Source organism: uncultured Gilvimarinus sp. (genome assembly GCF_963975215.1).
Classification (GTDB): domain Bacteria; phylum Pseudomonadota; class Gammaproteobacteria; order Pseudomonadales; family Cellvibrionaceae; genus Gilvimarinus.
Genome location: NZ_CAXBFW010000019.1, coordinates 20,224 through 42,441, shown reverse-complemented (window position 1 = coordinate 42,441; position 22,218 = coordinate 20,224). Strand labels below are relative to the sequence as shown.

General features: G+C 54.3%; 14 protein-coding genes. 13 read left to right on the top strand and 1 reads right to left on the bottom strand.

Annotated elements, in window-relative coordinates:
• From AAC019_RS12555 to AAC019_RS12520, 8 genes are read left to right on the top strand one after another with little or no spacing between them, the layout of a single operon-like run.
• Nucleotides 1–555: a prepilin-type N-terminal cleavage/methylation domain-containing protein gene (locus tag AAC019_RS12555; RefSeq protein ID WP_339899303.1), complete on the top strand. Its 555-nt coding sequence runs from the start codon at nucleotides 1–3 to the stop codon at nucleotides 553–555.
• Nucleotides 552–926, top strand: a complete 375-nt coding sequence (gene gspI / locus AAC019_RS12550; RefSeq protein ID WP_339899301.1) for a type II secretion system minor pseudopilin GspI — start codon at nucleotides 552–554, stop codon at nucleotides 924–926. The genes AAC019_RS12555 and gspI overlap by 4 nt, the downstream gene beginning before the upstream one ends.
• On the top strand, nucleotides 919–1,620 hold the full coding sequence (gspJ, locus tag AAC019_RS12545) for a type II secretion system minor pseudopilin GspJ (RefSeq protein WP_339899300.1): 702 nt from the start codon (nucleotides 919–921) through the stop codon (nucleotides 1,618–1,620). Before gspI ends, gspJ begins: the two co-directional genes overlap by 8 nt.
• Nucleotides 1,604–2,692 carry a type II secretion system minor pseudopilin GspK gene (gene gspK / locus AAC019_RS12540; protein ID WP_339899298.1) on the top strand — a complete coding sequence of 363 codons (1,089 nt, stop codon included), beginning with the start codon at nucleotides 1,604–1,606 and terminating at the stop codon, nucleotides 2,690–2,692. Before gspJ ends, gspK begins: the two co-directional genes overlap by 17 nt.
• Nucleotides 2,685–3,938: a type II secretion system protein GspL gene (gene gspL / locus AAC019_RS12535; RefSeq protein WP_339899296.1), complete on the top strand. Its 1,254-nt coding sequence runs from the start codon at nucleotides 2,685–2,687 to the stop codon at nucleotides 3,936–3,938. The genes gspK and gspL overlap by 8 nt, the downstream gene beginning before the upstream one ends.
• A 2-nt stretch (nucleotides 3,939–3,940) precedes the next feature.
• The gene (locus AAC019_RS12530) at nucleotides 3,941–4,426 is read left to right on the top strand and encodes a type II secretion system protein M (RefSeq protein ID WP_339899294.1); all 486 of its coding nucleotides are present in this window, start codon (nucleotides 3,941–3,943) and stop codon (nucleotides 4,424–4,426) included.
• Between the two features lie 12 nt (nucleotides 4,427–4,438).
• Complete coding sequence (locus tag AAC019_RS12525; protein WP_339899293.1) at nucleotides 4,439–5,629, top strand: sialidase family protein; 1,191 nt, start codon at nucleotides 4,439–4,441, stop codon at nucleotides 5,627–5,629.
• A gap of 8 nt (nucleotides 5,630–5,637) precedes the next feature.
• Nucleotides 5,638–6,393 carry a type II secretion system protein N gene (locus tag AAC019_RS12520; RefSeq protein WP_339899292.1) on the top strand — a complete coding sequence of 252 codons (756 nt, stop codon included), beginning with the start codon at nucleotides 5,638–5,640 and terminating at the stop codon, nucleotides 6,391–6,393.
• A gap of 33 nt (nucleotides 6,394–6,426) precedes the next feature.
• On the opposite strand, the gene AAC019_RS12515 is transcribed toward AAC019_RS12520, so the two are convergent.
• The gene (locus AAC019_RS12515) at nucleotides 6,427–7,530 is read right to left on the bottom strand and encodes a hypothetical protein (protein ID WP_339899290.1); all 1,104 of its coding nucleotides are present in this window, start codon (nucleotides 7,528–7,530) and stop codon (nucleotides 6,427–6,429) included.
• A 158-nt stretch (nucleotides 7,531–7,688) separates the two neighbouring features.
• On the opposite strand from AAC019_RS12515, the gene AAC019_RS12510 reads away from it, so the two are divergent.
• From AAC019_RS12510 to AAC019_RS12490, 5 genes are all read left to right on the top strand, one after another.
• Nucleotides 7,689–9,380: an efflux RND transporter periplasmic adaptor subunit gene (locus AAC019_RS12510; protein WP_339899289.1), complete on the top strand. Its 1,692-nt coding sequence runs from the start codon at nucleotides 7,689–7,691 to the stop codon at nucleotides 9,378–9,380.
• A gap of 8 nt (nucleotides 9,381–9,388) precedes the next feature.
• Nucleotides 9,389–11,572 carry an HlyD family efflux transporter periplasmic adaptor subunit gene (locus AAC019_RS12505; protein ID WP_339899287.1) on the top strand — a complete coding sequence of 728 codons (2,184 nt, stop codon included), beginning with the start codon at nucleotides 9,389–9,391 and terminating at the stop codon, nucleotides 11,570–11,572.
• Nucleotides 11,573–11,747: 175 nt separating this feature from the next.
• Nucleotides 11,748–12,599 carry an efflux RND transporter periplasmic adaptor subunit gene (locus AAC019_RS12500; protein ID WP_339899285.1) on the top strand — a complete coding sequence of 284 codons (852 nt, stop codon included), beginning with the start codon at nucleotides 11,748–11,750 and terminating at the stop codon, nucleotides 12,597–12,599.
• A gap of 199 nt (nucleotides 12,600–12,798) precedes the next feature.
• On the top strand, nucleotides 12,799–20,619 hold the full coding sequence (locus AAC019_RS12495; RefSeq protein ID WP_339899284.1) for a putative Ig domain-containing protein: 7,821 nt from the start codon (nucleotides 12,799–12,801) through the stop codon (nucleotides 20,617–20,619).
• A complete protein-coding gene (locus tag AAC019_RS12490; protein ID WP_339899283.1) occupies nucleotides 20,619–22,127 on the top strand; it encodes a GGDEF domain-containing protein in 1,509 nt (502 codons plus the stop codon). The genes AAC019_RS12495 and AAC019_RS12490 overlap by 1 nt, the downstream gene beginning before the upstream one ends.
• The last annotated feature ends 91 nt before the right edge of the window (nucleotides 22,128–22,218 follow it).

Here is a 22,218-nt window from a genome sequence, read left to right as displayed (position 1 = left end):
ATGTCGCTCCACTCGCGCCAACAGGGCTTTACCCTGATCGAAATCATGATTGTGGTCATGATCATCGGCTTGAGCGCGGGTATGGCGACGCTAGCCTTTGCCCCGGACGACACCACCGAGCTCGAGCAAGCGGTGGATAAGTTTATGTTGCAGGCCGAGTTTGTCAGCGAGCAAACCGTGTTAACCGGCGAGGTGATAGGGTTGTTTATCGAGCCCCGCCCGGCGCGCGAAGGCGATACCTGGTGCTATCAGTGGCGCCGCTTTCGCAACAGCGCCTGGCAACCGGTCAGTGATTTTTTACCCGACCAGTGTTTGCGCTCTGAGGTCGAGCTGGAACTGGTGGTTGAGGGCGAGCCCTACGAGTATGACGAGCGCGAAAAGACCCCCAAGCCGGTATTGATGTTTTACCCCAGTGGTGAGGCCAGCCGGTTAGAGATGGCCTTGTTTACCCGCTTTGAGAGCGACGAGGTCGAGCGCGTACAGATCGATATGATGGGCGATGTGCGCTGGCTTAACCGCGAGCAAGAGCTGGCCGAGCGGGAGCGCGAGCTGTGAATAAGCTGCGCGGTTTTACCCTAATTGAGGTGATGGTGGCGCTGGCCATTGTCGCGACTGCCCTGCCGGCGCTGATGATGCTAATTACCAGCCAGCTGCAGGGCGCGGGGTTTACCCGAGACAAAACTCAGGCGTTTTGGATCGCCGAAAACCAGCTAACGCGCTTGCAAATGCGGCGCAATTTAATTGATAACTTTACCCTGCCCGACACGCAAAATGGCGAGTTAGAGCGCGGTGGACAAACCTGGTACTGGGAGCTCGAAACGCAGGACACCGAGGTAGAAGATTTTAAGCGTCTGGATATTCGCGTTGCGCTGGCCGACGACAAAGAAAGCTATTTGGCGACCTTGACGGGGTTTATCAGTGAGTAACCGTCGCACGCAAACAGGCTTTACCCTGATTGAGGTAGTCATTGCGATGGCGATTACCGCGGTGATTATGACCTTTAGCTTTCAGGCCTTTACCACCGCCGAGCGCAGCGCGACAGCGAGTGCCGAGGTAATGGCACGCATTAATGAGTTAGATCGCACCTGGCAAATTCTGGGGCAGGATTTACGCAATATTTTAAGCCCGGTTAACGCCAGCGATGACCCCAATGTGCCGGGCGGAATACGCCGCCCGTTTCGCGGCGCAAGTGTTTACGACAATACCTCGGGCGAGCAGTTGGTGTTGCAGTTTACCCGCGACAACTGGCTCAACCCCATGAACCGCCCGCGCAGCGATTTACAGCAGGTGGTGTACCGGATTAAAGACGGTACTTTGTGGCGCGACTATCGCCCCGAGCGCAACCTGGTGATCGAAGATTGGCTGTTTGCCGAAGACATGATCCAGCAGCAAATGCTCACCGGCATCAGCGAGATGGAGCTAAAGTTTTTATCCGGCCAGCGCGCCGAGCGCGAGGCTCAGGGCGTGTTAGAGGGCGATGACTACGCCCGCGACTGGGACGAAAGCTGGCCCACCAACAATCAAGGCCAGTTTGACACCAGCACACCGCTGGCGGTGTTGGTGAGCATCGAGTTAGACGACGGATTAGTAAGTGAGCGCTTGTATGACATGGCCCACTAAGTTGCCACAGCGCCAACGCGGCTCGGTACTGATTTTGGCCATCTTAATTGTGGCGATGGTATCGGCGTTTGCCATTAAAGCCTCGCGCGATTACCAGTTGAGCATGGCGCGGGCCGAAGCCCGCTGGCACGGCGCTCAGGCGCGAGCCTATTTGTCGGGCGCCGAGAGCTTAGCCATTTATTTTTTAGAGCTGGACGAAGAGCTTGAGGTAGATAGTTTGCTCGAGCCCTGGGCGCAAGAGCTGCCGCCTTTTCCCGTCGAGGGTGGGGTGATTTTGGCACAAATTGAGGATGCTTCGGCCAAGTTAAATATAAACGATGTGGTTGCCAAAAAGATTAATGAAACCGACGGTGCGCCCAATGACCCGACCCGTTTTAGTCTGGCGCAAAAACATTTTTTGCGCCTGCTGCAAAGCTTTGAAGAGCAGTACCCGGTCACCGAAGAACAGGCCATCAGTATTGTAGAGGCCATGAGGGACTGGATTGATACCGACGACGATATTACCGGCTACAACGGCGCCGAGCGCGATTATTACCAGTCCCTCGACCCTATGTACTTACCGGCTAACGCAAAAGAGTTTACCAGCGTCGAAGAGCTGCGGTTGGTGCGTCATATGACTGGCGAATTAATGACGTTGCTGAGGCCGTTTATTACCGTGCTGGATCCGGAGGAGAGCAAGCTAAACGCCAATACCATGCACCCGCAGTTACTGCGCACGTTTAACGCCGATAATGTTTTGGCACCCTTAACACCCGAGCAAGCCGGGCAAGTAATGCAAGACGCCGGGGTAGAATATGGCCCGGAAAATACCTTTGCCGACAACCCGGCCTGGAGTTCTGTGGTGAGTGGTGAAGGCGGTGTTAATACCGAGATGGCGACTCACACCAGTAACTATTTTCGCGTGACGACCCGGGTACAGCTGGGCGATCAGCGCCGCAGCATGCAAAGCTTGCTGCAACGTACCGACGGTGACATTAAAGTCATCGCCCGGCGCGACGTGTACGACTACATACTCGACTTAGAACGGGCGGCAACGCCCACGACTATCGGACAGACGACAGACAATGAGTGATCATCTGACAATCTACATCGCCCATTACGGCGGCGACTACACCTGGCTGCGCCGGCGCGAAGGTCTGCCCGATGAGCTGGGCAGTGGCAGCAGTGCCCAGCTTGCCGGGCAACTTGGCGACCGGCCGCACAGTGGCGCCGCCATCAATGCGCGGTTGATTGTCGGGGGGCCGCAAGTGGTGGTGCGTAGGCTGAAATACGCCGAGGCCGAAAAACGTCACTTGCGCCGGTTAATGCCGTTTCAGCTCGAAGAAGAAGTCATTGGCGATATCAGCCAGTTTCACTTTGCGCTGGGCAAGGCCGTTGATGGTGAAGTGAGTTTGGCCTATACCGAAAAAGCCCGCCTGAGCGAGATATTTGCCGAGCTGGCGGAGGTGGGCATTGAGGTAACCGAATGTTTGCCCGCGGCCCTGCTGCCCAGCTTGGTAACCACCGAGCAAGCGGACGAAGAGGAGCCGGATGTTTGGGCGCTGCACTGGCAAGATGGTCTGGTCAATGTGCGCTACGGCGATAGCGTGGGCTTTACGGTAACCAGTACAAGTTTGGCTACCGCGTTAACCATGCTGTTAAACGCCGAGAACCGCATCGACAGATTACCGGTGTTGAGCTTGAGTGCGCCCGATGAAAATCAATTGGCCGAACTCGAGCAAAACCTGCCCGCTTCGCTCGAATCGACCACCGGAGAAACCCGCATTGCCGGTATTTGGGATTACGAGCCCGATGCCCACACGGTGGATTTATGCCAGGGCGAATTCTCGCAGCGCTTGCCGATCGAGCGCTGGTGGCGCAGCTGGCAGTGGGTAAGTTATGCCGCGGCGGCGGCACTGGTGATGTATGTCGCCGTGTTGTTGTTATCGCTGAATCAATTACAAGGTGAAAACTTAGAAGTACGCCGCGATATCGAAAAGGTGTTTCGCACCGTGGTGCCCAACGGGCCGGCCAATGACCCCGAGCGCCGCTTGCGCATTATGGCCAGTGATTTAGCGCCCAAGGCGCAAAGCGGGCAAACCGTTGCGCTATTGGCGGCGGTATTGCCCGAGCTGGACAACCGCGATGAGATAAACCTAAAAGGCATTTATTACACCGCCGAGGCGGGTGATCTATCGCTGAATTTACAGGCCAGTACGTTTAATGCGATTGAGTCACTGCGCGGTGCGCTGGAGTCTAATGGTTTGACGGCCGAACTGCTGTCGGCCAATGCCCAGGGCGATAATCATTCGGCGCGGCTTAAAGTAAGACGGAATTAATCATGAATAAACTCTTTGAAGCTCTGGCACGTTACAACCGCCGCGAACAAACCATTTTATTGGTGGGTGCACTGGCGATTATTTTGTACGTATTGTGGATGGCGATACTGTCGCCGTTGCAGGCCAAACGCGAGCAACAACTGCTGACCAACGCTTCCACCAGCGCCGCACTCGAGCGGGTAAAAGTTATGGCGGCTAAAATTCAGCAGGGCAAGCGCGACAGCGCCGCGCAGTCAAACAATAGCGGCGGCAATATTAGTCAGTTAATTGATACCACCTTGCAAGCCAATGGCTTGCGCATGAGTGGCTTTCAGCCGGGCACCCGGGGTGAAGTTCGCGTGCGCTTAGACGACGTTAGCTACAGTGCAATGATGCAGTGGTTGTATGACATCGAGTATCAGCACAACGTGAGTATTCTCGATCTGTCTATCGCGGCCAGCAGCAGTGCGGGTAAAGTGACCGCCAATGTGCGTTTGCGCAGTGAGTAACCGGAGCTAACTATGTTTAAAGCGCAGGCGGCACGATTAACTTTTATGTCAGGCTGGTGGGCGGCGGCGCTGTTGTCTGTAACACCGCTGGTTGAGGCAGCCGGTGCGCCAATCAGTGTGGCGCAGGATTTGTTCGATGTGTCGCAACCGGCCACACTGGGATTAGCCCATGCGGCGGGGGCTGAAACATTCCGGGTGTATGGCGCCCAAGCCGAAACCAATCAATACAATCACGGCGCGGTAAGTGTGTATTTTAACGGCCACTTTTATACCCAGTGGCAAAGCTCGGCGTGCGATGAAGACGCCGCCGACACGCACGTGCTTTACGCTACCAGCGCCGATGCCGAGCAGTGGAGCGAGGCGCGCACTTTAGCCCCGGCGCGGCCCGACGCGGTTGTCACCAACGGCGGCTGGTGGGTATCGGGTGATACGCTGGTGGCCTATTTAAATATTTGGCCAACGGATATGGAGCCTCGTGGTGGCTGGGTGGAATATATAACCAGCACCGACGGTAAAACCTGGAGTAAACCAAATGCCGTGACGGCCGCAAACGACAAACCGCTGGCGGGTGTTATTGAACAAGACGTTCGCCTGTTGCGCGATGGTAAGCGGTTGTTGACCGCGGTACATGTGCAGCCGGGTTTAATTGCCAAGCCCTATTACACCGATGATCTACAAGGTGTTAGTGGCTGGCGGCAAGGTGAGATGCAAAATCTTCCCCATGACTCTGACGTAAGCCGTGAAATAGAGCCCAGCTGGTTGCAGCGTAAAGATGGCGCTTTGGTCATGACGTTTCGCGATCAAGCCAGCAGCTTTAAGGTATTGGCCGCAGTGAGTGAAGACCGGGGCGAGCACTGGAGCACACCGGCCATTAGTAATATACCCGATTCGCGCGCGAAGCAAAGCGCCGGTAACTTACCCGATGGTGCGGCGTTTGTGGTGAATAACCCCAGTGGCAAAAAACATCGTGCACCGCTGGTGATCTCTACCAGTGCCGACGGCCAATACTTTGATAAAGCGTTTGTATTGCGCTCTGGCGGCAGCGATTTGCCGCAACAAAAGTTTGCCGGGCGCTACAAGCGCGTCGGCTATAGCTACCCTAAGTCTTATGTGCACGGTGATTATGTGTATGTAAGCTACGCCACTGGTAAAGAAGATATAGAGATTACCAGGATACCCGTTTCATCTTTAGTGTATAAGTGACAGCAACCATGTCGAAAATTGTTTGGATTTTACTGGCCGTTGTTTTTTGGCTGGTGTTTGTGATTGTGCAGATTCCCGCCAGTTGGGGCGGCTATATGATGACCCGCAATGGCGCGCTGGCGCTGACGGGAATATCGGGCACCTTGTGGCATGGCCGTGCCAGTATGGCCTCGGTAACCATCGATGGTCGCGATTACTCGCTGGGCGAGTTAGATTGGCAGTTGCACCCTATGAGTTTGCTTACCCTGCGCCCCTGCGCAGACTTAACGACTAACCTCGAGCGGCAGCAGGTGTCGGGCACGGCATGTGCCGGTATGGGCAATAAGCTCACCTTGCGCGATACGGATATCAGTGTGCCGGCGTCACTGGTGCAGGATCTGCCCGATAACGTTGAAATATCGGGCCAGTTATCGGCGCATATTAAGCAGTTAAACATCGAGCAGCAAAACCTGCAGGCATTAGAGGGCAATTTAAGCTGGAGCGCGGCGCGCTTAAACAACGGGCAGCGCTGGCTAAATTTAGGCGCATTTGCCGCCGAGTTATCGGCCACTGAGGCCGGCGAGATTTACGCTAACGTATTTTCGCTGGATGGGCCGATCGACTTAAAGGGCAATGTCACCATGCCGCTTACCGGTGGAGTAATTATCGATGTGGACTTCACCATGACCGACGCTTTTAGCCGCGACGTTCAGGCCGAGCAGTGGCTGCCAATGGTTGCCACACCGCTGGATAACGGTCGACAAAAAATCCAAATGCAACTGTAAGTGGCTCGCGCCCTTGACGGTGGCCACCGATTATTAAAACGAGTGGCCAAAGCGAACGTAGAGCCCGTGGTTGTCTCCCTCGCCTTTAGCGATATCAAACGAGATCACGATTTGCTCGGACGGCTTTAGCAAATACTGACCGCCGATACCCACACTGGTGTAAAGATTCTCGCTATTGTCACAGCTTTTATCGTCACCATACAGGCAGGTCATGCCGGCAAAGGCATTAATGCCAAATCGCTCAGTTAAGCGCCAGCGATACTCGCCCTCAATAGAGGTAGAGTTGGGGGCCAGGTATTGCCCCCGGGTGTAGCCGCGCAGGCCAATACTCGAGTAAGCACTGAGTGGCGCATCGTCGGTCCAGCGCCCCTGTACGCGGTAGGCTAAAAGCCCCCGCTGGAATAAGCGAATGTAGTGTTTAAACTGAGCGCGGTAAGTATCAAAGTCTTCTTCGCCCCCCAGGTTTTCGCGATAGGCTAAGTTGCTGGCGTTAAACAGCATGCCGGCTTGGGGCGAGTTTTGGTTGTCGCGATTATCAAAGGTGGTGGCGAGGCCCACCGCCCCCGAGGTATAACCGGCAAGGCCCAGCTCGGATAAAATTTCTCCGGCAATAGCGTTATCCGCGTCAATAAAATAATTGGTGTAGGCGGCCTGTGCGCCGATAAACCAGTCGCTGTGGATGTTGTGTAAATAACGCAAAAACGCGAACTTCATATTGTCGGTCGTAGCGACTTCCTGACCGCTACCCAGATAGTCATCGTAATCGTTGGGAATTTTGCCGTTGGATAACAGGGCGATTAAGCGCTTGCGGTCGCCGTCCCAAAAGGTGCGGCCAAACAGGCTGGCAATGACGGCATCGGTATCACTGTAGCTGGCGTTGAGGGCGACCATCGACGAGGTAGACGCCGGATCGATTTTAAATAAGTAGCCCCCTAAAAACCCCACCGAACTGCCAATTTTGGGGTTACTGCTAAGCGTGGGCACCAGCAGCCAGGGCGAGGGCTTTTTGCCCGGCTGTGCGGTTTTTGCAGCGTCAGGGTCGCTCGCGGCGCTGCTGTCAGAGCTGGCGTGCAAGTACCCGGGTATCACTAAAGTGCAGGCTAACGCTAAAGATTGCCACTGCTTGGGCGTAAACATAAGAACATCCTGATTGTTAATGTGAACAAATGGTACCGAGGCCCGTGCCCGCCGGTTAGTATAGTCATTGGCGCGATGCCACGCGTTGCCAAGCCTGCTAGTACCAGAATATAAATAACACTCGCCAGCGATATTATTATTACCCTATAGTGACCTTTATGCAGAGTGTATTCCCCTATCAGTTATGGCTGCGACTGCAATGTCAGGCACTGCCGCCTATTGAGCGCGCCGTACTGGTGAGCCTAAACGACGACCAAACTGTTACCCCGCTGGCCAGTTGGCCGGCCCCCAATGTTTGGCACGACGCGCTGGAGCAGCTCGCCGGACAAGCGCTAAGCGAGCAGCGGACCCGCTTGCAGGCATACGGCGAGCGGGGGCTGTTGTTGGCTCAGCCGCTGGGACAGCAGCAAACAAGCTGTTTGGTGGTGACACTTAAGCGGCGCGACCGGGAGACGGTGAGCGCGGTAACGCGGCGCCTAAAAGCCGAATCACGCTGGTTTGAATTAGCCGAAAACCAGCCACAACCGCGGCCTTCCGCGCAGTTGCACGGCGTTTTTAATGCCGTGTTACACGAGGCCAGCGTTACCGAAACCTGCTTAACACTGGTCAATCAGCTGTCGCACTGGCTTGGCTGTGAGCGAGTGGCACTGGGCTTTCCCGCGGCGCGTTCGGTGGTATTACAAGCGCTGTCCAATAGCGCCGATATTGACCCGCGCACCCGTGCTAACGATACCTTAAAGCGCGCGATGCAAGAGGTGGCTCACGCGCGCCACGAGATAACCGTTAGCGCGGCGCAAAAGGATGAGCACTACCCGCAGCATCACGAGTTACTGAGGCAGACGCAGGCCACGGCGCTTTATTCTTTACCGCTGATGAGCGGACGCGACTTAGTGGCGGTGATGACATTGCAGTGGCATCACCAGCCTGATCTTGAGCGGTTAGACGAGTTGCGCGCGCAATTGGCAAACTTTGCCTCTGTAATGCATTTTAAACGGCTGGCCGAACAGCCGTCGTTGGGGCGCTCAATAAAACATCGCTGGCAGGGAAAAAAAAGAGTGCAGTGGTTGCTCGGCGTCGCGGCGTTTGTTGTGCTGCTGCTGGTTGGGTTGTTGCCGGCAGATTATCGCGTGGCGGCCGATGCGCAATTGCAGGGCGCTGAAAAAACCATTGTGGTGGCTAAACAAGAAGGCTTTTTGGCCGAGGTGTTGGCGCGCCCCGGCGATAGTGTTGCACAGGGTGAACCGTTAGCGCGGTTGGACGAGCGCGAGCTGCGCCTGGAACGTCGCAAACTTGCCAGTGAGTTACAGCAGTTACGGCAGGAATATAATAATGCCCTGGCAAACTCCGAGCGCGCCAAGGCGGCGATTGCCGCGGCGCAAATTGATCAGGCCGATATTAAATTGCAGCTGTTGGAGCAACAGTTAAAGCGCACGCAAGTGCTCGCGCCAATCACCGGTGTCGTGGTATCCGACGATATTAGTCAGTCGACCGGCAAACCGCTCAGCACGGGCGAGGTGCTGTTTGAAATTTCCTCTACCGATAAATTTCGGGTTATTTTGTTCGTCGATGAGCGCGATATCGTGCAGGTTCAACCACAGCAAACTGGCACGCTGGTGTTGTCGAGCTTGCCGTCCGAGCGATTTACTTTTTTGATCGAACGCGTAACACCGGTCAGTGAAGTTCGCGACGGGCTCAATCGGTTTAGGGTAGAAGCCGAGTTGCAAAACCCCTCGACGCTGGTGCAACCGGGGATGACCGGAACTGCGAAAATTTTGGTGGGTCGACAGTCGCTCGGCTGGATTGCGCTGCATCGTTTGATTGACTGGTTTCGCCTGCGGTTGTGGTGGTAGGCGCTGCTATGTCGCAATCAGCTTTAGCCCCTGTAGCGGCCGATGGCGCCACCACCGTGTGGCGGCAGCTGCAATCTCTACGCCCTATGTTGGCGAGTCATGCCCGCTGTAAACCCAGGCATTATCGCGGTGAATTATTTTATGTATTGCACGATGTAAACAACGCCCGCTTTCATAAACTTAGCCCGTCCGCCTACGAGCTTATTTGCGCGATGAATGGCCGGCGTGATTTGTCAGAGCTTTTAATAGTCGCTCGCAGCCAGCTGCAACAACAGGGCATCAGTGAAGAGCCAGAACAGCAAGATGTGGTAGAGCTGCTGCAATATTTGTATGTCGCCGATTTATTAATTTGCGATATCCCGCCGAGCACGCAAGCGCTGTTTGTTCGTCAGGGGGAAAAACGTAAACAGCGGTGGCGACGATTGTGGGCCAACCCTTTATCCTGGCGTATTGTGCTGGGTAACCCCAACCGCGTACTGGATCGCTGGACTGGTTTTGCGCGTGCTCTGGCCACCTGGCCGGTGGCGTTACTGTGGTTGCTGGTGGTGGCTGCAGCGCTGTTGCAAACGCTATTACACTGGCCCCAGTTGCGTGCGGTATCGATGGATGCGCTGCTCTCGCCGGGTAATTTATTATTGTTGTGGTTAACTTATCCGCTGTTAAAAATACTACACGAGCTGGGGCATGCACTGTATACCAAGGCCTTTGGCGGCGATGTTTATGAGTGTGGCATTGTGTTTATTCTGGGTGTGCCCCTACCCTATGTCGATGCCACGGCCGCCACTGATTTTGATGCCAAACGCCAACGCTTGATGGTAAGTGCCGCCGGGATGGCGGTCGAGCTGCTGTTGGCCGCTGTGGCGCTGTTGCTGTGGTTGGTGGTCGAAAACACCTTAGCAAAAACTATTTTGTTTAACGTGGCATTACTCGGTAGTGTTTCGACGCTGTTGTTTAACGGTAACCCCCTGCTTAAGTTTGACGGCTACCACCTACTTTGTGACCTTTTGGAAATGCCCAATTTGGCGGCGCGGGCCAAGTCGCAATGGCGCTACTTTGTCGAGCGTTTTGGTTACGGGGTAAGTGCCTTACAGACGGAGGCGCGCAGTGTGTCAGAGTCTGTCGGGCTGATCGGTTACGCTTTGGCCGCTTACGCTTATCGGCTTTTTATTCTAGCGGTTATCTTTTTTATCCTGGCGCAGGTGTCGCTTTTGTTGGCGGTGGTATTGCTCGGCTGGATGTTGGGTTTTCAGCTGTTTTGGCCACTGCTTAAATATGTGCATTACTTGTTGCGGGGACAAGCATTAAAGTCTCATCGCGGCCGCGCACTCACGGTGGTGAGCGTCGCGCTGGTGGCTGTGCTTGGGTTGGTATTTGTGGTGCCGTTACCGCTAAGCACTCAGGCCGAGGGTGTTGTCTGGTTACCACAAGAGAGTCAGGTACGCGCCGGGGCCGATGGCACTATCTCGGCCATTGTCGCTACCCACGGCCAAACCGTTAGTGCCGGTACGCCGATTTTACAATTGCATAATCCGCTGCTTGTTAATCGCTACCGCCTTAAGCAGGCCGAGTTAAAAGAGTACCAGCTGCGCTACGAACAATTTTTCGCCTCTGATCGCGCCCGCGCGAATGTATTGCGTGAGGATTTAGCGGTGCTGGCCGAAGAGGTTGCCGATATTAAGCGGCAGGTGGCGCGCCTTGAGGTGCTTAGTCCGGTGGCAGGTCGGGTGTATTTGGCGGGTGACCAGCAATTGCCCGGTCGTTTTGTATCTCAGGGTGATTTGGTGGCTTACGTCCTGGCGCCGGGGGCCGTGCGGGTGCGGGCGGCGCTTACCCAGGAGGAGGTAGGCGGTGTGCGCCAGGCGACCCGCCGTGTGAGCGTGCGTTTGGCCGGCGATTTAACCCGACAGTACCAAGGCGAGATCGCCGGGCAGGTGCCGGGGGGAACCTACCACTTGCCTAGCCCGGTACTGGGCACACAGGGCGGCGGCCGTCTGGCCACTAAAACCTCGCAAAGCGGACAACCCTTGAGCGTGCAGCAGGTATTTTTGTTGGATGTGTCTCTCGGTGAGGCGGTGGCCGATCCATTCTACGGGCAGCGTGCATATGTGCGCTTTTCTCACCCGCCTGAGCCTATTGCCCAGCGCTGGTACCGCCTGTTGCGTCAGCTGTTTATTCGTCAGGTTGGCCAATAGTTTAAAGCTTTTTCGTTACTAATCGTGATTGTTTTTGTCAATTTTTCGTTTTTTTGTGCTGCCAGCTCGGTGACATCTCATGCTAGACTCGAAAATGTGATAAAGCTCACAGTTCTAAAGTAAGCTAACGCGGTGCCGATAATATTTATAATAAACACACAAGTGAAACAATCGTATGCGCTGTAAATATCCCACAAAAAGCGGGCTTTGGGCCGTTATTGCACTGTGTTGCAGTGCGGCGCCTACGTGGGCGCAGGAAAAAGACACCGAGCTTGCGCTAAATTGTCGCATCGAGCCCTATATGCAAGTCGAGGTTAGCTCGGCGGTAGAAGGGGTGATTGCCCAGATGTTGGTTGATAAAAACGATGTGGTTAAAAAGGGCGATACTCTGGCCAAGCTGGAATCGGGCCTGGAGGCTGCCACCGTTGATTTGCGTCGGGTTCAGGCAAGCCTAGAGAGTGATATTTCATCGCAACAGCTAGCGCTGGAGTTTGCCGAGCGAGCGCTCAAGCGGGTAGAAGATCTGTACGGTAAAAAAGTGGCCTCATTTGCCGAGCTGGATAAAGCCAAAACAGAGCACGCTCTTGCCTCACAGCGGCTGGAGCAGGCTAAAGACCGCCAGCGTCAGGCGGAGCTGGAACTTAAGCGCGCCACTGAAAATTTAAAGCGTTACACCATTGTGAGCCCGGTGGATGCCGTGGTAACTGAGCGCTATAAGCAGCCGGGCGAGCACGTGGATAACGAGCCGGTGGTGCGTTTGGTCCAGCTCGACCCCCTGCGGGTTGAGGTTTATGCGCCCGCTAGCTTGTACGGTCAAATTCGAGAGGGCTCGAGCGCCCGGGTAAAGCCGGATATTAATAGCGGTAAAACGTTTTATTCAGCGCAGGTGAGCTTAGTCGACCGGGTTATCGATGGCCCGAGTAATACTTTTGGCGTTCGCTTAACCATTCCGAACCCCGAGCAGGCCCTGCCCAGTGGCCAGCGTTGCACCGTGCGGTTTGCCAATGTACAAGAGACACCACAATAAACAAGACAGCGACATGAACGGTTAGGTTAGCACTATAAGTGTGTCGTTTTAGTGAGGATTTGATCTAGTTAATCGCTGTTTTAGCGTCGCGCTTGGCGCTAAAATCAACAAGTGGCGCAGGAACCCTGCCTTACCGATAGAGCATCGGCTTTGACCTGAAGGATCATAAACTGCAGTTCATTCCTCGGGGAATTTATTCATGCCTGATAAGGTATTCAAGCAACGCCGGCCCTTGATTGAGCCACTGGAGCCGCGGCTGCTGTTTTCCGCGACGCTTGATGCCATATTGCTGGATGAGCCCCCTCTGGACGACCTGTTGCTGCAAAATAGCGCGAGCAGCGTCGACTTAACGCAGGTTTACGATACCGCGTTATCCTACCAGCCCCCGGAGTTAGGCGGTGACGAGCCAGCTTTTGTGCCGCTGAGCAATACCGAGCCCCCGCTACGTGAAGACCTTGCGCAAATTGTGTTTATCGATGCCCGAGTCGAGGATTCGGACACGTTATTGGCCGGGTTAAGCGGCGACGTTACCGTAATCACGCTGGATCTGGCGCGCGATGGCGTGGCGCAAATCAGCGAGGTGCTGCGTCAGTATCAAAATCTGCAAACCGTACACGTTATTTCCCATGGCAGCGCAGGGGCATTGCAGTTGGGCAACAGCCTGCTAAACGATGCCACGATAGAGCAATATCACCGCGAACTACAAGGCTGGCAAGGCGCGCTCGGGGCAGACGCCGATATGCTTTTGTATGGCTGTGACCTGGCCGCCAACAGTGGCGGTGTCGCGATGCTTGCGCGTTTGGGCGAATTGACGGGGGCTGATGTCGCCGCCAGTGATGATGTCACCGGGCACACGGTCACGGGGGGCGATTGGACACTGGAATATCAGCAAGGCGAGATTGCCAGCGGCGTTATTGTTAGCCAAGCAGCGCAACAAGCCTGGCAGGGGCGGTTGGCTGATACCCATTACGTCAATGTCGCAGATCGCACGACGTTTCTCGAAGTGTCCGGCAGTCACAACGTCGGCCAGCAATACGTGTTTGATAGTGCCGCCGCGACTTATAACGTCAACGAAATATCCCTGTCATTAGCGCGTTATCAAACTGCGCTTGAGCAGACCATTACCGTTGAGCTCCGTGACAGCTGGGATGGTGCGATACTCGCAAGCGCTTCGCTCTCGTCAAATGAAATTAGTGATGTTGGGTTTGAGTGGCATAGCTTTAGTTTTGCCGATGTAACGCTTAACGACTCGCAATCCTATTCCATCCGGATCACCTCCGATGCCGATGACAGCGGTGTATTGGTGGGGTCTAATGCCAGTAACCTCTATAACAATGCGACGTTGCTGGACGGCGGTGTGGCCAATGTCGATGGCTGGGACCTTGCGTTTAAAGTCAGTGAAGAGGACGGCATTAATGCGGCTCCCACCATTATCAGCCCGATCCCGGATCAGAACCTACAGGAAGATGCCGCTTACTCGTATACCGTTGCGGCCAATACTTTTACCGACGCAGATAGCAACGACACACTTCGCTTTCGCGCTCAATTAGCCGGTGGCGGAGATCTCGATTGGTTAGTGTTTAACCCGATTACGCGCGAGTTTTCAGGTACCCCTCGTGCCGATGACATAGGTACTATGTCGGTGCAGTTAATCGCTATCGATAACCATGGCGCGGAGGCGTCCGATTATTTTGACTTAGTGATTAGCAATACCAATGACGATCCCTATGTCCGGTTCCCGATTAGCAATCAAGCGGCCACCGAGGATACCCCGTTTAGTTTTACCATCCCGCCCGACGCATTTGGCGATGATGATCCGGGCGCGAGCCTTAATTATCAGGCCGAGCTGGCCGGTGGTGGCGCGCTGCCGGCGTGGTTGAGTTTTGACAGCGCGAGCCGAAATTTCTCTGGCACGCCCAGTGCGCTCGATATAGGTACCGTTGAGATCACCGTGACAGCCGACGATGGCGAGGGCGGGGCAACGGTGCAAGATACTTTTGAACTGGTAGTCACCAACATGGCGGCCGATGCCGGTCAGGTATTTGAGTGGTCGCCGCCGGCGGCCAATGGCACGGGGTTGCAGCTCGGCAGTGACGTGTATCAAAGCTTTAATGACTCCGATGGCACCGGTATTTATGTGGTCGATTCGCTGTCGGTGCAATTGCGTATTAACGAGTACGCGCTCGACCAAACGGAGCAAACCGTTACCGCTGAATTGCTCGATAGCATCGGTGGCACCTTATTGGCGACGGCGAGTATGTCCTCGGAAGATTTGCAAAACTCGCTTAGCTGGGAGTCCTTTGCCGTTGACAACCTTGAGCTCAATTATGGCCAAACCTATTTTATAAAATTAAGTGCGTCAGGTAATACCGGCGACCCGTTGGTCTACGCAGGCATACACAACCAAAGCGTTTACGGTAATGGCTCTTACTACAATCATAACGGCGTCGAAGATCCGGGGCGCGACCTCGCTTTTGAAATTGCAGGCACTAATTACACACCGGTCATTAACAACCCGATCCCCGATCAATCCGGCGCCGAAGACAGCTTCTTTGACTTCACCTTTGCCGCAGACACGTTCAGCGATGCCGACAACGACACACTGACCTACACAGCGCTGCAGTCCAACGGCGGTGGCTTGCCGCCGTGGTTAACTTTTGACGCCGTCAATCGCCGCTTTTTTGGCACGCCGGGGGAGTCCGATTCCATCACCTGGGTGATTGATGTGTTTGCCCGTGACGGACAGGGTGGCATCGCAACTGAATCGTTTAATTTAGCGATTGCCAACACGAATGACGACCCCCATGTAGAAAACCCCATACCGGATCAGCTGGCTAACGACAACGAAGTCTTTAGCTTTACTTATGCTGCCAATGCTTTTGGTGACTCAGATCTTGATACCCTTACTTTTAGTGCTCAGCTTGCCGGTGGCGGGGCATTGCCCAGCTGGTTAACCTTTGATGCGGCAACCCGCACCTTCAATGGTACACCGGCTACCTCAGATGTGGGCAGTATTGATATCTTGGTGAGTGCCGATGACAACAATGGCGGCACTCCCGCCAGCGATACCTTTACCTTAACGGTTGTTGATAGCAACGATAATCCACGCTTAGTGAACGCCATCCCCAACCAAATCGCTGCGGAAGATAATCCGTTCTTCTATCAGTTTGCCGCCGATACCTTTGCCGATTTTGATGGTGATAGCCTTACCTATAGCGCGGTACTGAATGGCGGTGGCGCTCTGCCCGGCTGGCTAACGTTTGATGCGGCCACCCGCACCTTTAGTGGCACTCCCGCCGGCAGCGATATTGGCACCATGGTGATTGCGGTTAGCGCCGACGATGGTCAGGGTGGTAGTTCGGCTACCGCTACCTTCGCCCTCGAGGTGACAAACACCAACGATAACCCGGTTCTCGACGGTGCGATAGCCAATCAAACTGCCACCGAGGACGCCGCCTTTAGTTTTCAGTTTGCCGCCAATACCTTTAGTGATGAAGATGGCGATACCTTAATATACAGCGCCCAGCTCAGTGGCGGTGCCAGTTTACCCGCGTGGCTCGACTTTGATGCCGCCAGCCGGACGTTTAGCGGTACGCCTGGCAATAGCGATGTTGGCATTTTAACGGTTGTTGTGACGGTCGATGACGGCCAGGGGGGAGCGCCGGCGATTGAAACTTTCGATATACAGGTGGTCAACACGAATGACGACCCGGTACTGAGCGATAGTATTAGTAATCAAACGGCCACCCAGGATTCGGCCTTTAGTTTTCAATTTTCTGAAAATACTTTTACCGATGACGACGGCGATGAGTTAACGTACACCGCGCAACTGGGTGGTGGCGGAGCTTTACCGGCGTGGTTGTCGTTTGACGGCGCGAGCCGAACCTTTACCGGCACGCCGCTCAATGGCGATGTTGGTACGGTTACCATTGCGGTGACGGCGACGGATAATAATGGGGGCGCTGTCGCGAGCGATACCTTTGATATTGTCGTTAATAACACCAATGATGGCCCGGTAGTGGCGAATGCTATCGCCGATCAAGCCGCCACGGAAGACACTCCATTTAGCTTTCAGTTGGCAAGTGATACTTTTTTTGACGCCGATGGTAACTTTTTATCTTACGGCGTGCAGCAAGTGGGCGGCGCTGCCTTACCCGCCTGGTTAAGCTACGATCCTGTCTCGCAAACCTTTAGTGGCACGCCGCTTAATGGCGACGTAGGCACAATTAGTGTTGCCGTCACCGCATCAGACGGTACGGCTGATATTACCGATACCTTTGATATCAACATAATTAACAGCAACGACAATCCCATGGTTACTCATGGGATTGTCGATCAGCTGGCAACCGAAGATGTCGCTTTTAGTTATCAGCTGCCGGCTAATACTTTTAGCGACGAAGATGGCGATACTTTAAATTACAGTGCTCAGCTAAGTGGCGGCGCGGCTCTGCCATCGTGGTTAAGTTTTGATGCTACTAATCGCACGTTTAACGGTACGCCCAGCAACTCTGATGTGGGCAGTTTAGAGATTGCGGTAACCGTTGATGATGGTCAGGGTGGCGTGGTGAGCGATGCCTTTACGCTGACGGTCAACAACACCAACGACAGCCCGATGCTCGATAATCCCGTTGCGGATCAAAATGCGACCGAAGACTCGGCGTTTAGTTTTCAGTTGCCGGCCAATACTTTTAGCGATGATGACGGCGACACCTTAGTTTATAGTGCCCGGCTCGCTGGCGGCGCAAACTTACCCGCGTGGCTTAGCTTCGATGCGGCAACCCGCACTTTTAGTGGTACGCCAGGCAATGCCGATGTGGGCAGTTTAACCGTTGAAGTTATGGCCGATGATGGTCAGGGCGGGTTAACGGCGAGCGACTCGTTTGAGCTGGTAGTGAGCAATACCAATGATGCGCCAGTGGTGAGCCATGCTATGGCCGATCAAACGGCGACGGAAGATACGCCTTTTATCTATCAGTTTGCGGTTAATACCTTTAGCGACGAAGACGGTGACACGCTAGCCTACAGCGCGCAGTTGGCGGGCGGCGGCGCATTGCCCGGCTGGCTAAGCTTTGACAGTGCGACAAGAACATTTAGCGGTACCCCGGCGAATGATGATGTGGCTGTTATTACCGTTGTGGTAAATGCCAGTGATGATCAGGGCGGCGCGAGTGCCAGTGATAGTTTTACGATCACTGTAACCAATAGCAATGATGCCCCAATACTGAACAACCCTATTGCCGATCAATCAGCCACAGAGGATTCGGCTTTTAGGTTTCAACTGGCGGCCGATACCTTTATTGATGATGACGGTGATTCCCTTGATTACAGTGCCGGGTTGGCCAATGGCGACGCATTACCGGCGTGGCTTAGCTTTGATGCAAGCGAGCGTGTTTTTAGTGGTATACCGGGCAACAATGACGTCGGCGCTATTGATATTACGGTGTACGCCAGTGATAACAACGGTGGCACTTTGGCGAGCGACAGTTTTGTTATAACCGTCATTAACAGTAACGATGGCCCTGTTGTGGCGGCGCCCATTGCCGATCAGACGGTCGACGAAGACAGCCCTTTTAGTTTTCAGATCCCGGGCGATACCTTTTACGATGCCGATGGCTCGACACTGACTTACTCGGTGCAGCAGGCGGGCGGACCGCCTTTGCCGGCCTGGCTTACGTTTGATGCCACAACCCGTACATTTACCGGCACCCCGGAAAATAACGATGTCGGCACTCTTACCTTAGAGGTAATCGCCTCAGACGGGGTTGCCAGCACGACAGATTCGTTTGCGCTACAGGTGCTTAACACCAACGATGCTCCGCTTTTGACGCAAGCGTTGCCCGATCAAGTTGCTGTTGCGGATAATGTATTTCGCTATCAGCTTGCGCCCGGTATTTTTAATGATATTGACGGCGACTCTTTACGCTACAGCGCACAGTTAGCGGGTGGCGGTGCTCTGCCTGAGTGGTTACAGTTTGATGCCATAAACGTAACCTTTATGGGTACACCGGAAAACGGCGACAGTGGTGATCTTGCGATTGTGCTCAGTGCTGACGATGGCAATGGCGCGAGCGCCGAAGCGCAGTTTGTACTGACAGTATTAAGTCAAAATAATGACCCGCGGCTCAATAACCCGCTTGCCAATCAACTGGCTACTGAAGGTTCAGAGTTTTTATTTCAATTGCCGGACAATACGTTTATCGATCCGGACGGCGATGTGCTCGCGATTACAGTAACCTCTGCGACAAGCTGGCCCGATTGGTTGCAGTACAATGCCGAGACACAAATCTTTAGTGGCACCCCCGGTAATCAGGACGCGGGAGTTTATCAGTTTGCGGTAAGTGCCACCGATGGCCAGGGCGGCAAGATGGCAACGACCGTGTTTGATATTGTGGTGAGCGGTGTCAATGATGCCCCCGTGCTGCTTAACCCGATCGATGATATTCGCGTGGTGGCGGCTGCCGAGTTGAATGTTCAGCTGCCCGGCAACACGTTTGTTGATCCGGATAGAGATGTACTCGTTGTTAGCGCGACCCTTGCTAATGGTCAGCCCTTACCTGCATGGCTGACCTTTGACGGCGCCACGCAAACCTTTAGCGGTGTAGCACAGGCCTCCGATGAGGGGGCGATAAACATTCTGGTAACCGCCAGCGATGGACAATCTCAGGCGACGGATAGTTTTGTGCTAACCGTTACTGAGGCGCCTCTGGCTGAGGTTGCGCTGGATGATATTACCGTTTTGGAGGATAGTCCGAACCAGACCTTGAGCCTTGGGGCGGTTTTTAACCGTGCGTTAAATAGCGAGCCGTTAAGCTTTAGCCTGCTGCAAAATACCAATCAGGCACTGTTTGATGCTGTGAGTATTGATGCCCGCAGCGGTGAAGTGACACTCGATTACGCAGCCAATGCTTTTGGCAGCGGCGAGTTACAGATTCAGGCTCAGTCAGCCGGCGGCGACATCATTAGCGCTGCGTTTACGGTGACGGTGCTGCCTGTTAATGATACGCCGGTAGTCACCCCAGAGGCGCCAACCAATATTGCCACGTCGACCGAGGCGCATGCCTACCCGGTAAACTTGTGGGGTAGTTTTTTTGATGTAGAAGATGGCCGTGAGCTGAGCTACACGGTAAGTAGCAATAGTAATCCGGCGGTGGCCCAGATTACCGCCATTGATAGTGAGACCGGTGTCCTGGTGTTGGCGACCAACGCCAATGGTGGTACCAGCTACATTACCGTACGTGCGACTGACAGTGAGGGCGCGTGGCAAGAGCATACGCTTTTAATTGATATTCGCGTTGCCGACACGGGCACGATAACCGAGCGCGATGACGACGAGCCTGCTGAACTGAATGATAATGATATCGGCGTACCACCGGATCGCCCCGATCCGACACCTGCTCCGCCGCAGGTTGAGTCGGACGATGCCCCGATCGTGACTCAGACGGGAGGTGGTGATCTTGCTATTTTAGGTCCCGATACGCTCGATCCCGATCCGTTTGTGTTGCCCGAATCCGACGATCTATTTAGTTACGACACAAATAATAACGATAACGACCGCGATACGCGAGTTGCGGTCAATGATGCCAGTGACCGTCAGGCACAGTTGCGTGAACAAGATAATCGTCAGTATGAGTTGATTGGCCTGGACCCATCGGCCAATACACATTTAAGCCTGCAAGATATCGCCGACTTTAGTCGGGCGGTGGATGAATCGTGCGAGCAAATCGAACAAGCTTTTTTAGAGCAACAAAAACAGCAGGAGATGATTGCCGCCGTCTCGCTATCGCTCGGCACGGGCTTGATCTTATGGGCGCTCAGAGCGAGTAGTTTGTTGTTTGCATTGTTTTCTGTATTGCCATTGTGGCGCGGGGTGGATCCATTGCCTATCTTAGAGAATGTCGAAAAGAAAAAGAAACAGTTAGCGAAACAGAAAAAAGATCGCAAAACAGAAGACAGCAGCGCTGGTGAGGTGGGCTACTTATTTGACCACGATATGTCGGCGCGGCCACAGGACCATTCATAATGCTATCCATTTCACCCGCTGTGCGTTTAAGTTTTGGCCTGATGGTATTAACCCTCTCCATCTTACTGTTTGCCTCCGCGCTTGGATTAACGCCCAATACCGATAAAAACCAGTTACAGGCGCGCCAGGCGTTATCGCAGACACTGGCTTTTCAGGCGCTGGTGGGATACTCACGCAATGATCGGGTGCTGGTTGAGCAAGTACTCGATAATGCCGTCGCCTCCAATGCTGATTTATTGTCGGCGGCGGTAAGGCGCGCCGAAGGTGATTTTTTTTATCGCACAGAGAGGCACACCTCGCTCTGGCCTATAGATGTCAGCGCTGAGTCAACGCCGAGGTTTGTCAGCGTACCGCTGCTGCTTGGGGGCACTAAGATTGGTGTTCTGGAGCTCGCGTTTGAGTCACTGGGGCAATCAGATACCAGCTACTTTGGTTGGCCGCGTCAGTGGTTGCTGGTGATTTTTTTGATCGTCGCTGCTTTTATTAGCTATCGCCTTTTTATCGGTCGGGCACTGCGTTATTTAGATCCGAGCTCCGTGGTTCCGGCGCGTGTGCGCAATGCGCTTAATGTGTTAGCCGAAGGGGTGTTCATCCTCGATCGACGGGAACACATTGTGTTGGTCAATACGATTTTATCTGACCGGTTAGGGGTCGATGAAAAACGCCTGCTAGGGCGCAAGGCCGCAACCTTGGCGTGGCTGGCAGACGACGCTAAAAACGTGTTGTTGCCCTGGAGTCAGGCCCTGCAAAGCGGGGAAAAAGTGATTGGGGTACGACTTACGTGTGCGGCACCTGATGGCCGTGCCTGTGTGTTTCGTGTCAACGCGGTGCCGATTTTTGACAACAAAGGCAATAGTCAGGGTGTTATTGCAAGCTTTGATGACGTATCTGAACTCGAAGAAAAAAACAGTCAGCTAGAAAACATGGTTGCCGAGCTGGCCAGTGTGCAGGCGGCTATCGAAGAAAAGAACCGCTCGCTCGAGCATATGGCGGCACACGATCCGTTAACCGGTTGCTTCAACCGGCGTGCTATGCGCGCCAAGCTGGATCAGGTGTTTGATACCGCCTGCGTTAAACGCAGCCCCTTGTGCTGTATTATGTTAGATATCGATCACTTTAAGCGTATTAATGATACTTATGGGCACACCATGGGCGATGACATTATTAAAATGGTGGCCGATATACTGCACGAGCAAGTGCGCGCGAGTGATTTTGTCGCTCGTTTTGGCGGCGAGGAATTTTGTATTATTTTGCCGGATACCGAAGTCGAGCATGCCGCTCAGATTGCCGAGCGGTGCCGAGCCACCATAGAGCAGAGCGAACATAAAGGCGTGAGAGTGACGTCCAGTTTCGGTTTGGCATCGCTGCAAGTGGCGATGTCCGGTGCTGGTGAGCTAGTCAATCGGGCCGATGAGGCGCTCTATTACTCTAAGCAACACGGCCGTAATCAGGCCAACTGCTGGCACAGCTCAATGACCAATCCCGGTGTTATTGACGGGGGCACTTAACCTACAAACCCCGGCATAAGAGGATGCACAGGGGCTTATGGTAATAGGCTGAATTTGATGCTTAATTGCATGTGTGCGAATGACATTTGAC

Bases quoted from the DNA above. Each gene is read 5' to 3' on its own strand.
- AAC019_RS12530 (WP_339899294.1), top strand. From the start codon at position 3,941: ATGAATAAACTCTTTGAAGCTCTGGCACGTTACAACCGCCGCGAACAA.
- AAC019_RS12520 (WP_339899292.1), top strand. From the start codon at position 5,638: ATGTCGAAAATTGTTTGGATTTTACTGGCCGTTGTTTTTTGGCTGGTG.
- AAC019_RS12555 (WP_339899303.1), top strand. From the start codon at position 1: ATGTCGCTCCACTCGCGCCAACAGGGCTTTACCCTGATCGAAATCATG.
- AAC019_RS12505 (WP_339899287.1), top strand. From the start codon at position 9,389: ATGTCGCAATCAGCTTTAGCCCCTGTAGCGGCCGATGGCGCCACCACC.
- AAC019_RS12495 (WP_339899284.1), top strand. From the start codon at position 12,799: ATGCCTGATAAGGTATTCAAGCAACGCCGGCCCTTGATTGAGCCACTG.
- gspL (WP_339899296.1), top strand. From the start codon at position 2,685: ATGAGTGATCATCTGACAATCTACATCGCCCATTACGGCGGCGACTAC.
- AAC019_RS12510 (WP_339899289.1), top strand. From the start codon at position 7,689: ATGCAGAGTGTATTCCCCTATCAGTTATGGCTGCGACTGCAATGTCAG.
- AAC019_RS12500 (WP_339899285.1), top strand. From the start codon at position 11,748: ATGCGCTGTAAATATCCCACAAAAAGCGGGCTTTGGGCCGTTATTGCA.
- AAC019_RS12515 (WP_339899290.1), bottom strand. From the start codon at position 7,530: ATGTTTACGCCCAAGCAGTGGCAATCTTTAGCGTTAGCCTGCACTTTA.
- AAC019_RS12525 (WP_339899293.1), top strand. From the start codon at position 4,439: ATGTTTAAAGCGCAGGCGGCACGATTAACTTTTATGTCAGGCTGGTGG.
- AAC019_RS12490 (WP_339899283.1), top strand. From the start codon at position 20,619: ATGCTATCCATTTCACCCGCTGTGCGTTTAAGTTTTGGCCTGATGGTA.
- gspK (WP_339899298.1), top strand. From the start codon at position 1,604: ATGACATGGCCCACTAAGTTGCCACAGCGCCAACGCGGCTCGGTACTG.